Origin of the sequence: Desulfosporosinus meridiei DSM 13257 (assembly GCF_000231385.2) — a bacterium.
GTDB classification, from domain to species: Bacteria; Bacillota; Desulfitobacteriia; order Desulfitobacteriales; family Desulfitobacteriaceae; genus Desulfosporosinus; species Desulfosporosinus meridiei.
Map to the genome: position 1 here is coordinate 3,565,208 of NC_018515.1, position 12,135 is coordinate 3,577,342.

A 12,135-nucleotide genomic window follows, 5' to 3' on the forward strand; every position below is an offset into this window, starting at 1 on the left:
TTGTCCGGTTTTTTCAAATTCTTCATATACTCACCAATATATTGATGTGGAAGCTCTTGTCTCCCTTTCATCATGAGTAATTTGGTGAGTCCCCCAGTTGTTAGATCTCAGTGGATGCCAGCTTGATTCCCATTTCCCAAGCCCTTTGACAATCAAGGGGAAATTGTTCAGCTTTCTGTTTTGCCTTAGCCTCTTCAGAGAACATCGATGATTCATAGTTTTCATAATCAGAAAATTGATAAGTATCATAGCTGTATAGAGTTGTAAGAGGATTTCCAATGGTTTTGGCAATCATCATTTCATGTAAATTTAAACTTTGCTTAAGCCCAAATTGCTCGATTTGCTTTTCTGATGCGTTCATAGTATAGATAAACCCGGCTGGGATTTTCCTGGGATACACTGTTGGTATTTCCGGATTATAGATGCTATGGGAAAACAAGAATCGCTCTAAAAGTGCCCTCATACCGGCTGTAATGCTCATATAGTAAATCGGTGAACCAAAAATAATCCCATCAACTGTTTCTAATTTTTTCAGTATCTCTGCTAAATCATCCTTCATGGCACATTTTCCATGCTGCCCGTCTTTTCGTTTACACGCAAAGCAGCTGATGCACCCTTTGAAATTCAAATCATTGAGATGAATCAATTCAGTTTCAGCTCCTTGGGAAGCAGCCCCTTCAAGAGCTTTGTTCAGCAAGGTTGTTGTATTCCAGGTTTTTCGCGGGCTGCCGTTAAGAGCAATAATCTTCACTATAGTTCTCTCCTTCAATGATCTTGAATTTTTAAAGACTGGTTAACTTTTAAAACACATTTTGCACAGCTATTTTCGTTACCTTAATCATGCTATAATTATAGTACTTGGTCAAAACTAAACAAGTACGCAAATTATTTTGACTAAGTATATTATTTTTTACCAAGTATTTTTATTGACTAAAGGGGTTCGATAGATGGGAAATAACCGAAGTGATAAGCCGTTAACTACCCCTGTTCAATATTTGTTGCAAGTACTCGGCAGCAAATGGAAATTGCCCATACTATGTACCTTAAGCAAAAAAGACGTCCTGCGTTTTAATGAGTTAAAACGAGAATTAGCCGGAATTACAAATATGTCCCTAAGTAACTGCCTTCAGGAATTAGAGCATTACAAAATAATCAAGCGCGTTCAATACCTGGAAATGCCGCCTCGGGTGGAATATTCCTTAACGGACAACGGCAAAAGTTTGCTTCCTATCTTAAAGAATCTTGATGAATGGGTAAACAAGCAGCTGGAAATTAATTGCGAAAAAGCACAGGAAACCGAACCGAGGGACTCTTAACCATTTAGAAATGACAGGGCGCGGAACTGTGCCGGTCTGCATAACGAGGAGGAATAAAACATGTACATTTTCAGTATCTCAGGCAGCCCCCGAAAGGGAAGCAACACAGATCTATTGCTGGATGAAGTACTTAAAGGCGCACAAGAATAATGGAACAATCCAGGAAATTAATGCTGACGGGATGGCAATCCCTGGCCTAGTTAACCTTGATGCCGAAAAACTGGAGAAAATTTTCGGAGCCCAGGGGCAGGCTGTTTACGAAAATGCCCAGTCGTTGCTAAAACAAGCTTACCAAGTAGGTAAAAATTTAGTTTCCTAAGCAGCCGCAGGATGAGTGAAATCCCAAAAGATGCCGACGCTTGAATCGTCGGCATCTTTTTTCTTTAAAATTTACGAATATACGCAATGGACGACAAAGGTTTTGAAATTAACCTTCCGAGATTAGCTTTACTTCTCCCCATCCCCAGCATATGGAACAATACTCTTCTTTATAATTAGAATAGCCCCGCATGTCCGCTTCAAATATATGACGCACTTTCTTTGTCACAATGATACTACTACTTGGCAAAACTTGTCGTTTCGCGGAGTGGCATGGAACCTACGCGGAACCGACAAAAATGACTGCCTGTAAGCATGTTCCGCCGAGTACTCTCGATAGATCAAACTATAAAAGAGTACCTTATAGGTACCCTTAAAGCCAAAAAATCAATCTTTACTAAGCGATTCCAGTAACTTCTGAAGATAGTCGATTTGTTCTGGTGAAAGCTTTTTCGCAGTACCCAGTAGTCGTTGGATTTCCGGTCCTAAGACCTGTTCTTCTTCTGTGAAGAATTCCGCAAGACTAATGTTGAGAGCAGCGCATATGCTTTCGAGGGAACCCAGTGAGGGTTTAGAATCGTTGGCTTCAATTTTATAAATTGTAGTCGGATCCAGTCCAACTTTCTTCGCTAAAGCATTGGCTGAAATTCCAACTGTATTACGAAAGAACTTTATTCGCTGTCCATAATTCATTTCATCACATCCTGAATATAATTCATGTTCAATTATATCTGAATCGCACAAATGTAAATATCATGATTTTAATTCATCTTTTTCTATTGACATTTAGAATATAATTCTATAGTCTTTTAACTAGTAGTCTTATTGAATACTATAGACACAAATAAAAAGATAAGAACGATACAAAGTGACACAATAACAACTTGCTGATTTAGTTGATATCGATGAAGCATAATAAATAAAATCTAAAATGGTCTTTCTACAGGCTCAATCCAAACCTTAACTAACTCGCTACCGTTCTCGGTGTTAGTATTGCCGAACTAATCGGAGAACAATCCCCAGAAAAACCGGAGGAAAACGATGTCCAGACAAGACCTCAGTGATTTTGAGATTGGCTATGAATATGTCCGTAAGCGCTATTCGTTTTTAGCCGAACATAGCTCCCAAGATTTATGGAAACTGGGAGTCGCATATATGCAGGCAAGGGGGGTTAACGCAGAGCTTTCCCGAGGTATGGGCTTCTATTTCCTGGAGTTAGGTATTAAAATCCGTCTTGTTGAGATTACATCAGATCATTAGAAAATAAGCATGCCCCAGAAACGACAACGTTGTCATTCCGGACATGCTTTGCTTCGTCGGTATTTACAATCTATGGATATACCTTAAAGTAATTAGTCATTGGTAGCCTTTGTTTCATCGACGACCCAGGCAGTTCTCAACTAACATCACTATACACGTAAGATAGTTTCTAACCTTCTATTGATTAATCCTATATCAAAGTTTCTATACCATTGACTCTGCGCCCACTTTTGCATCGTTTCATAGTCAACATGGTTCGGATCAGCCATGATTTTTAAAAATTCCACGTATCCCGGAATGCCCCCCACATCTTCCGGTGGTGCATCACCTTCCCCCATTAAGCAAACCGGATAGGTTTTATTATATTCAGTATTTGTCCCTCGAATGGTAATTTCATGCTCCCAGTTGTCGCCGTAATCATAGCAATACGTAATTTTATTAGGCTGCTTGGCATATTCCGAGAAGTTAACCTCTGAATCTAACCGTATTGGGCAGTCCGGGCTTGATTCATAAACTTCTTCAAATTCACTGATCACCTTTAAAACGCACGTACTTGCCTCGTCCAAAATCTCAAAATCATAAAGATGATAACTTTTCCAACCGAATACTGCTTGTAATATGATATGCAGCTGTTTGAACGTAATATCTACAGGAGTAATAACTCGTCTCCAAGCTGTGTGGCGATCTAAATTTAGCTTGACCATTATATCGACAGCCTCACACTGAACGATTTCTTCCCCGGCAAAAAGCTTGAAATCCCTGTACAAAAGGGCATGCGGGTATGTATAAACCGCTTCCTGAGGAATTTTCATGAGGTCATTATTCATCCTTTTGGCAACATTAGTCTGATAAAGTTCCTTTGTTTCTAATCTATCATCAAATATATTTACCTGTTCACAGGCTTTATTGAGACGAGCAACGTATTTAGCACCTCTAGTCTTAGAGAAAACTAACTCTCCGGCTGCTTTCAAATAGCTTTCGATGATTTCGCTCTTTATTTTCTCGTCTCGCAAACAATTTCTAATTCCTTGGATAAGTAACTCATTAATGTTTTTGAAATCCTTGGCTTTCAAACCATGCAGAACAAACCCATAGCGATTGCTGTCATTGACTGCGACTAGCGTCTTTCTGCGCTTCACCGTGATTAAATGCACGCTCCAACAAAATAGATCGTTTTCTTCGGTTCCTTTTCCAGGCACTATTCCCATTTCGTCATATAGTTTTTTCGTACAGCATATTTGCATTTTTTCCCTCCTAAGTCCAAGAACTTAATCCTATATCTAATTCGACGAGATTCTAAGCCTTTTTAGATGTTCGCTTTGCTATGTTTACTCATAGATAATTTCTGCTTTTTTCTGCTAAACCCTGCTGCAGTTATTGCCATTCTTACAAAATGTATAATTAATGACTTGAAGATAACCTAGAAAAGTTGGCAAAACAAAAGGACTGACGTGTTGTACGCACGTCAGCCCAGCAGATTGTCTAACCAAGCGGTTAGCCCGAATTATAAGTTATAAGAAATAACCGCAATCCTAGCCAGGGGCGGTTACTTCTGGCTAATGATCATAACAATGAGTGCCACTCATATGAAATATGTTCAGTTGATAATTTCGCCCTTGTGTTTAGCTAAATTTTCGCGCCATTCGCGTCGCTCCGTAGTTGTCAGTTTCGCCCACTCTGTTTCTTCACCAATAATTCTTAAAGGTTCTTGTGAGCGATAAGAACGTGTTAAGTTACCAGGGAACTTTTTGTCACTAACATTTGGGTCGTTTTCAAATTCACCCGTTGGTTCTATTATATAAACGCGTTCTCTTCCATCTCCATTTGCTAATGCTGCTGCCAGCCCTGCGCCATTGATATTAGCGGTGAAATAAATGTGATTCATTATAAGCCCAGGTTTGTAATTTGAATTTCCACCCGCTGTCAGTAAATCACCAACCTGCAAATCTGCCTTTGTCCCATGATAAAATGGTCCTTCATCAGAAGGTGCACCTTTATATGAATTTGACAATTCATAATTTCTTTTTGCATTATATGAATCACACAACTCCTCATAACATTTGGCAATGTATGAATATAAAGTTGAGTATGCACTCTTAACATTTTCATCATTGATATTTAGTGCACACTGTAAAGATGTTTCCATCCATTTCAATTTGTCTGTAATACTCTTTTGTTGACGAGCTAAATGATAAGCTGCTATAAATCTTTCATAGTCGTCTGTTGCTTCGTGCCATGCTTTATGAAACATCATGAGTGCATCTTCGATGTTTCCACCATCTTCCAAACTCATCCCACTCATACAGAGTTTAACAACGACGTTATTGGGATCAAATTTTATATTCATCTAATCACCTTCAAATTAATTGATTATTATTCTCCCGGCTCTTTTTGGCCCTGTTCCTTCTCGATCAGCGTCAGTGCAACCTTTAGGGCAGCGATTCGTCGTTCAAGAAGAGTTTGCTGTGACTTGCCCAGTTTCGTTGCATCTATCTTCTCGCACTTGTGGAGCGTGGACAGCAAGGCGCGATGCGCTTCGCTCAACTCTTCAGATGTAAAGTCTGGCATATTCAACCCTCCGCTTGTTTTACCCTCCACCGCACGATGTCGGTGATGAGTTCATAATCTATCGGCTTACCAAGCGGAAACTGAATCGCTCCCTTGGAAGTCTTATAACCTGCGAGCCGCTCCGCGAACTCGGATGTGGCTTCGCCGCCGGGGTACAACCCGATGTGTTTTTTGAACGCAGCAAAGTGGATGAGGTTCTCACCCTGCCAGAACGTCGGCATCTGCCACGAGATTTTCTCTGTGGCTTCCGGTGCGGCTGCGCGGATGGTTCCGCGGATACTTTGCATCAGAGATTGCACATCTTCCGGTTGTGCGGCGATATATTCGTCAATGCTGTTCGGTTTCACGCAAAAGTGATCTTGTTCCTTGTTTTTGAACTCACGGCCGCACTTCGGGCATTTCCACATTTCACCCACGCTCCTTGTTATTGTGTCACACAAAAAATCTATTAACCGGATAATTTTGATCACAGTTTTTTCCGAATCAAATAAGCTTATTCAGCTTCTCCGCGTATTCAACTTCAGACCTTACATCCACCAGAATGATACCATTTTCATTATCTAAACGTTTCTTGGCAGTTTCACTGGTAATAGTTTGATAAGCAGGCTTCTTGTCAGATTCAGATTGAACTGGTGAACACCCTGCCAAGCTTAGGAAAGTTACAAAAACTAAAACGATGAATACCTGCACGATTTTTTTCAATTTAGTTTTCTCCTCAATATTTGCAGTTGCTTTTTTACTTATTAGTTTAACTCACTTCGTTTAGTAAAGAAAATCATCCAGCTATTCAATTGTTGGAATCCTTAAAAAAGAGTTTAACCCCGATTCTCATCGATGAGCTCTTGAATCTCAGACAATTAGACAAGTTGGCTGCCCCTACGAAAGCGGATGAATCTAAAGGGATAACCATATAACGCAAAGTAAAATTTTGAAAGTGGCTTAGAAGGGGTGATTTACCCCTTCTATTTGTCTATAATGGTTATGGGTGATTTTAATGAAATCTTTTTTTAGGACGATGGCTTTAGGAACGATATTCATTTATTTGTATGTTTTTTTTGCTCAATACTTTACTTTACTAATGAATAAATACAATCCATACATAGTTTTTATCCTTTTTATAGTTACGTTTGGAATAGCACTAAGAATTGTTATTATAATTATTAGGGCATTCGGAAGGTGATATGATTTCAACAAAGAGGAAGAGAAGTCGTCAAACGAGGAGGACGAGAACATGAACGTTGCTGTAAAAGACCACGGATATAGAAAAACATCACTATCACCACAAAAACTAAAGGCAATCTCTGTTCGCCCAGTGACAATTAAAGATGGAAAATTTCTGTTCGAGACCACAGGTATATTGTAAACGAGAGAGAATAAGAGGTTGAGTAAAATCGAACATATTCACGATAATCAGTAAGACCCCTTGCACTGGGGGTCTTTTCTTATTCCCTCCGTTCCCATGCAATTCTAATTTGACACGAGAGAACCGTCCCTCTGTGCCCATGACACGAGAGAACCGTCCCTCTGTGCCCACCTCCCTCTGTGCCCACCTCCTTCACTTTTTCCTAATAGGCCTGTGTGCGCACTCTTTTTCCTCAATCCATTTATCTTGTTTCGATCAGTCAAATATCTGTTATATGGAGTGATTCTGTTTCTTTTAATTTCACCAATTATCTCACCCAGCATTTTGACACTACTCAAATTTTGAAACGTCCGACGACAAGCTTAAGATCACTCGAAAGATCATTCAATGCACTCATATTCGCGCTTACCTCTTCGAAAGAAGCTGTCTGTTCTTGTACCGCAGCCGCAACGTTTTGTGTGTTGCTGGAGTTATTCGTCACAACTTCGGAAATCTTGCTCGCCGAATTTGCAATTGTTCCGAATTGATCTTTGACTACCAAATTGATGGATTCAATTTCTTTGGCATCTGTATAAGTAGTTTCAGCTTTGTTAACTATTTCATTTAATTTACTCATAACAACATCCATGCTTTGAGACTGACTTTCAATGCTCTCAGCCATTTGAGCCATGTTATCTCTTACCATGACTGTTTGTCCAGTGATATTGTTTATAATTTCGGATATTTGAACTGTAGCTTGACTTGTACCCTCTGCTAGTTTTCTTATTTCTCCTGCAACTACTGCGAATCCTCTTCCAGACTCACCCGCACGAGCCGCCTCTATTGCGGCATTCAACGCCAGTAAATTAGTTTGACTAGATATGTTATTGATTATCTCCAAAATACCTTTAATATCATTGGAATAGCCTTCAAGCCTTTTTACTGATGTATTTGCATCTGCTAAGCTCGAAACAACTTTCGTTAAATCTCTTGATTGAAGCTCCAGAAGTTGATTTCCTTCTCCCGCAGAAGCTTTAGAGCTTGCCGAACCCTGAAGCAGTTTCTCAGCCTTATCAAGCACCTTTCCCACATCATCATTCATCTGTTCCACCAAAGCATTGAGACTGCCTATCATTTCAGTTTGCTCTACGCTGCCGTTAGAAACTTCCATTACGGCATTGGCAATCATTTCTGTGGACTTTGATAGTTCATAGCTAGTTCCAGAAATACCCTGCATCGAGTTACTAAGCACATAAGAGGACTTTGATATCTTAATTACTATCTCCCTAATGCTAGCTAAGAAGTTGTTGAAATGCAGGATCAATTCACCAAGTTCATCCTGTCTTACAATTTTGATCAGCGTCGTTAAATCACCGTCTCCGGAAGAAATACCTTTCATTTCCATGGATAGACGTTCAATTGGACGTATTACTTGTGCCCTAACCATAATCACGCCAAATATTCCAAAGAAAACTGTGATTAAGAGCATGAGCTCACTAATAACTTTTGCATTGGTTACTTTACTCTGGGATAGGGCCGAATATGCACCAACAAGTTGGTCAACTTCAGCTACAAAGCTATCTACTGAATCCTCAATACTAGTTAGTCCTTGTTTATTTCCATCCCTAGCTATCATTTCATAGGCAGTTTTGTATTGATTACTCCATTTGCCTTCAATGGCTTGCAATTTTTCCAGCATTTCTGGCTGTTCTAGTTTCTTTAGTCCAAGAGCTTCATCCCCATTGATCAATGACTTAATCAAGTTATCAAAGAACGCAACCCTTTCCAGTAACTCTTTACTCTCTGTTTGTTGATCAATCCCACCAATAATAATTCGTTCTGAAAGGTATGCCATTCTGTAGCTGTTTGCTCTCAATTTTCCGGCGCTGTTTACAAAGACAGCATCACTGTCTAATGATTTGTAGGTGATTAAATTCAATCCCACGGTTGCAATTGATAGAAAAACCATAATAGAAAACACTAATAACAGTTTAGTCTTGAGTTTCAATTTTATCATCCCTTCACTTCATCCTGCATTATCATCCATTATTTTTTACGACTAATGTAAAGCCTCCAAACGACTCATAGTTAATCGAAGGAAAACGCGCCACTATGTACTACCTTCTGAGCAACCTTAACCACAATTGGTCCAAATTCAACGGTATCTACTACTTTATCAGCAAGCTAAAACTTGATTTATTGTAAGCCAAACATACTCATCTCTTGTTTTCCTTCCTAATATATATTATTTCTCTGGTGATAAGTTAAGTTTAGATCAAAATTAAAAGTTGTATCGTGATAGTTGTGATAATTTTACTGTGAAAAAAGTCACACCTCTCACTAACAACTCATGGATAAAAATTCGGATGAAGCATATTTTAATAAAATGATCTTAATAGTCCCAGATTGGTCTGGGATTTTATGTTTTACATCGGTGATCTTAGCAAAGCAAAGTACTCCGGGCCTGTCAAATAGCTCGGAGTACTTTGCTTTGCTCTCCAATATTCACTTGCACAAAAACTTTTCCCTTTAGACTATCTTCAATCCCATTCCGATATAACAGTTGCTGGCATTCAGTATCGCGACTCTATCTTTTTAATCCGCCGATAAAGCTCTTCATTTAATCATCTCGCTTGTAATTCCATTCAGGTCGGATAAGATGATGGTATGTTCACCTACCAATTCCCAATGCCCCTAAGCCAATAATGGATACCTTCTTTATCTCCATAGTACTTTAACACTTCTGGAATTGCTGTTATCCCATTTCTCGTACTTATTTAATCAAACTTAATATGCCGATAATAGAAACTCTTCTTAGCGGCCTCGTATTCCTCTGTATCGAAACTGCCCTTATCCAGTTCTATTCCCACAATATTCATAATCGTACCCCTAAGCATTTTGAGATCATTTGTGACGATATCAAATACCATAAAAGTATCAATATTAATATAGTCATGAACTACCCGATTCCTGAAGCTTTTTATCAACGGCCAATCTACATCCGAATATATTTGTTTAAGCTCTTTGCTGATTTTTCCAACATTCTCACCGATGTTCGTCAAAAGATTTAGAGTGGCGTTGAAATTCATCTGCTCATTCTTTTCCAAGAAGTCTTCAGCATCGGCACAATCTGCGGAATACAGTATGATTTTCTCGATGCACTCAAGTATATTTAGCAGATACATGAGGTCGTTCTTAATGCTCGGTAACATAGATAATCTCCTTTTTTGCTCTATGCAGCACTATGGGATTGGCATACTTTTCAATTACAATATCTATATGCTTATTTGTAAGTTTTTGGAGCTCATCTCTAAAGACTGAAAGTGATCGGTAATCAACATTGTCCTCAATGAGAATATCTATATCATTAGACACTTCTCCTCTTGCGGTAGAACCGAATACTCCCAATTTACTCAATTTGAATTTCTTAAATAGATTATTTTGATGCATAATACTCTCTAATTCAGATATCCGATGATTTTGCCCAGGCATTCAGATCACATCCTCTTGTCATTATCTAAGACTTTTCGTTTAATATCATTGGCTAATTAAAAAACTTAACTATTAACTTGGCAATTTCCGTCTCCAATTATTGGTATTCTCAGCATAGCATGCTGAAATTGTCCCGTCAATGTGCTTTTCTTGGTTTTAATCATCACATCAATATACAGCCCCGGCGGTGAATTGGAGGTAAAGGGCTGACGTGTTGCACGCACGTCAGCCCAGCAGATTGCCTAACCAAGCGGTAGCCCGAATTATAAGTTATAAGAAATAACTGCAATCTTAGCCAGAGGCGGTTATTTCTGACTAATGATCTCTATGTTCTTTTGCTGAATACTGTTCTATCGCTTCTTCAACATACTGATTCATGATTTACCCTTAGCGATCGACTAAACTGTAATCCTCTGTCTTGCGGAATCTCTTCATGGGCAACAACCCGAGAGTTCAGATGATGAACCGGGGTTGTTATATTCCCTCAAAATGTATATTGCGTACACTATGTACGTAATATACAATAGGAGGTGAAAGCATGGTTCCGAAAAAGGTGGGTGTAATTATGCAAGAAGTTATTAATGCCACAGATGTGAGGAGAGATTGGGGACGTTTTATTGATAATGTTGTGCGTTTAAAGCCCTCTTTGGTAAAACGGAACAGAGACTATCTCGCAGCTATGTCTCTTGAGCATTTAGAAGTTGTTTTAACACCGTATAGGTTCACTATTGAATATGAAAAAGAGGCTGACGACAGCTTAAGTGGTTCTCTGAAAGAGCTGGATATCATAGCTAATGCTGCAAGTTTAGGAGCGTTAAAAACAGAGTTTGCTAAAGAATTGATTGAATATGCACAAGAATACATGGATGAGTTCGATAAATATTATGGGGCTCCCAATAGAAAAGCTCATTTCCCTTATGTTATGCGGGTGCTAATCCAGAAAGATGAGGATGCCGTAAGAGGTTTGCTTGATGCCTAGCTGGAGAGAATTAAAGCGATTTTGTGAACGGGATGGATGGGAGCTATACAAAGATACAGATCATTATTTTTATCGAAAAATAATGGACGATGGAAGCTTAAAACGTACCAAAATCTCCAAGGGGACAGGTGAAATATCTTCGCGGTTATGGAAGAATATTTTAAAAAAGCAATTGCAGGTGGATGAAGCATATTTTAATACAATGATCTAAATAATCCCAGATTGGTCTGGGATTTTACATTTTACATCGGTGATCTTAGCAAAGCAAAGTACTCCGGGCCCAGTCAAATAGCTCGGAGTACTTTGTTTTGCTCTTCTCTACTTCTCCCCATCTCCGGCATATGGAACGATACTCTTCTTAACATTCCGAACTCCGCCCAGGGGATTTGAGACATAGGTGTGATTTTCTCTCTTGCGGGACTTTTTCCGAAATGCATTTTCTTGTCGTTTCTCATACATTTCCCGGATCCAGACACTTACAGGAGCCTTCCACTGTTCACTTTTACTAGGTATGTTTTTTATTAAACTTCTAGGATTTAAACCCATCTCTTTAGCCATTTTCAAGGTTTCTTCGTTAAGCCTGCATTTCTTTTTTGCTTCGGCCCATTCTGCATCCTTCTTAATAGATTTAGCCAATGCACTTACCCTTTCTCTTTGCTCAATTTAACCATAGGTGAGCCGGTTGCATATTTTACAATCTATGGATATATTATTATATAAGGACTGACGTGTTGCAGGCACGCCAGCCCGGCAGATTGTCTAACCGAACGGTTAGCCGGAACTATGGGTTATAAGAAATAACCGCGATCCTGGGCAGGGGCGGTTATTTCTTTTTCATGATCATAACAATGAGTGTCGCA

General features: G+C 39.2%; 17 protein-coding genes. 6 read left to right on the forward strand and 11 right to left on the reverse strand.

Annotated features, from left to right (window positions below):
• Positions 1-100 precede the first annotated feature (100 nt).
• A complete protein-coding gene (locus DESMER_RS16440; protein WP_014904188.1) occupies positions 101-751 on the reverse strand; it encodes a flavodoxin family protein in 651 nt (216 codons plus the stop codon).
• 196 nt (positions 752-947) lie between these two features.
• On the opposite strand from DESMER_RS16440, the gene DESMER_RS16445 reads away from it, so the two are divergent.
• Both DESMER_RS16445 and DESMER_RS24535 read left to right on the forward strand, forming a co-directional pair.
• Entirely contained in the window at positions 948-1,316 is a 369-nt protein-coding gene (locus tag DESMER_RS16445; RefSeq protein WP_014904189.1) for a winged helix-turn-helix transcriptional regulator, read from the forward strand.
• Positions 1,317-1,344: 28 nt separating this feature from the next.
• On the forward strand, positions 1,345-1,635 hold the full coding sequence (locus DESMER_RS24535; RefSeq protein WP_242831000.1) for a hypothetical protein: 291 nt from the start codon (positions 1,345-1,347) through the stop codon (positions 1,633-1,635).
• 386 nt (positions 1,636-2,021) lie between these two features.
• Here the strand turns inward: DESMER_RS24535 and DESMER_RS16455 are convergent, their stop codons facing one another.
• Complete coding sequence (locus tag DESMER_RS16455; RefSeq protein ID WP_014904190.1) at positions 2,022-2,327, reverse strand: helix-turn-helix domain-containing protein; 306 nt, start codon at positions 2,325-2,327, stop codon at positions 2,022-2,024.
• 348 nt (positions 2,328-2,675) lie between these two features.
• Here DESMER_RS16455 and DESMER_RS16460 point away from each other — a divergent pair, with 348 nt between their 5' ends.
• Entirely contained in the window at positions 2,676-2,894 is a 219-nt protein-coding gene (locus DESMER_RS16460) for a hypothetical protein (protein ID WP_014904191.1), read from the forward strand.
• Between the two features lie 149 nt (positions 2,895-3,043).
• Here DESMER_RS16460 and DESMER_RS16465 read toward each other — a convergent pair whose 3' ends face one another.
• The 5 genes from DESMER_RS16465 to DESMER_RS16485 all read right to left on the reverse strand — a co-directional run bounded on the left by DESMER_RS16465 (position 3,044) and on the right by DESMER_RS16485 (position 6,164).
• Entirely contained in the window at positions 3,044-4,138 is a 1,095-nt protein-coding gene (locus tag DESMER_RS16465) for a plasmid pRiA4b ORF-3 family protein (RefSeq protein ID WP_014904192.1), read from the reverse strand.
• Between the two features lie 353 nt (positions 4,139-4,491).
• The gene (gene arr, locus DESMER_RS16470; RefSeq protein ID WP_014904193.1) at positions 4,492-5,241 is read right to left on the reverse strand and encodes an NAD(+)--rifampin ADP-ribosyltransferase; all 750 of its coding nucleotides are present in this window, start codon (positions 5,239-5,241) and stop codon (positions 4,492-4,494) included.
• Positions 5,242-5,267: 26 nt separating this feature from the next.
• On the reverse strand, positions 5,268-5,462 hold the full coding sequence (locus tag DESMER_RS16475; RefSeq protein WP_014904194.1) for a hypothetical protein: 195 nt from the start codon (positions 5,460-5,462) through the stop codon (positions 5,268-5,270).
• A gap of 2 nt (positions 5,463-5,464) precedes the next feature.
• On the reverse strand, positions 5,465-5,869 hold the full coding sequence (locus DESMER_RS16480; RefSeq protein WP_014904195.1) for an iron chaperone: 405 nt from the start codon (positions 5,867-5,869) through the stop codon (positions 5,465-5,467).
• A gap of 76 nt (positions 5,870-5,945) precedes the next feature.
• Positions 5,946-6,164: a hypothetical protein gene (locus DESMER_RS16485; protein ID WP_014904196.1), complete on the reverse strand. Its 219-nt coding sequence runs from the start codon at positions 6,162-6,164 to the stop codon at positions 5,946-5,948.
• Between the two features lie 529 nt (positions 6,165-6,693).
• Between DESMER_RS16485 and DESMER_RS24770 the strand changes: the two genes are divergently transcribed.
• Positions 6,694-6,825, forward strand: coding sequence for a hypothetical protein (locus tag DESMER_RS24770; RefSeq protein WP_282433028.1), 132 nt, complete (start codon positions 6,694-6,696; stop codon positions 6,823-6,825).
• A 334-nt stretch (positions 6,826-7,159) separates the two neighbouring features.
• Here DESMER_RS24770 and DESMER_RS16495 read toward each other — a convergent pair whose 3' ends face one another.
• From DESMER_RS16495 to DESMER_RS16505, 3 genes are all read right to left on the reverse strand, one after another.
• Positions 7,160-8,821 (reverse strand): methyl-accepting chemotaxis protein, encoded by a 1,662-nt coding sequence (locus DESMER_RS16495; RefSeq protein ID WP_014904198.1) that lies wholly within the window; start codon positions 8,819-8,821, stop codon positions 7,160-7,162.
• A 760-nt stretch (positions 8,822-9,581) separates the two neighbouring features.
• Positions 9,582-10,016, reverse strand: coding sequence for a HepT-like ribonuclease domain-containing protein (locus tag DESMER_RS16500; RefSeq protein ID WP_014904199.1), 435 nt, complete (start codon positions 10,014-10,016; stop codon positions 9,582-9,584).
• Positions 10,000-10,296: a nucleotidyltransferase family protein gene (locus DESMER_RS16505; RefSeq protein ID WP_014904200.1), complete on the reverse strand. Its 297-nt coding sequence runs from the start codon at positions 10,294-10,296 to the stop codon at positions 10,000-10,002. The genes DESMER_RS16500 and DESMER_RS16505 overlap by 17 nt, the downstream gene beginning before the upstream one ends.
• Before the next feature lie 538 nt (positions 10,297-10,834).
• On the opposite strand from DESMER_RS16505, the gene DESMER_RS16510 reads away from it, so the two are divergent.
• Together DESMER_RS16510 and DESMER_RS16515 are read left to right on the forward strand one after the other, a co-directional pair.
• Positions 10,835-11,275 (forward strand): hypothetical protein, encoded by a 441-nt coding sequence (locus tag DESMER_RS16510; RefSeq protein ID WP_014904201.1) that lies wholly within the window; start codon positions 10,835-10,837, stop codon positions 11,273-11,275.
• The gene (locus DESMER_RS16515) at positions 11,268-11,486 is read left to right on the forward strand and encodes a hypothetical protein (RefSeq protein ID WP_014904202.1); all 219 of its coding nucleotides are present in this window, start codon (positions 11,268-11,270) and stop codon (positions 11,484-11,486) included. The genes DESMER_RS16510 and DESMER_RS16515 overlap by 8 nt, the downstream gene beginning before the upstream one ends.
• A 107-nt stretch (positions 11,487-11,593) precedes the next feature.
• On the opposite strand, the gene DESMER_RS16520 is transcribed toward DESMER_RS16515, so the two are convergent.
• The gene (locus DESMER_RS16520) at positions 11,594-11,911 is read right to left on the reverse strand and encodes a hypothetical protein (RefSeq protein WP_014904203.1); all 318 of its coding nucleotides are present in this window, start codon (positions 11,909-11,911) and stop codon (positions 11,594-11,596) included.
• Positions 11,912-12,135: the final 224 nt, after the last annotated feature.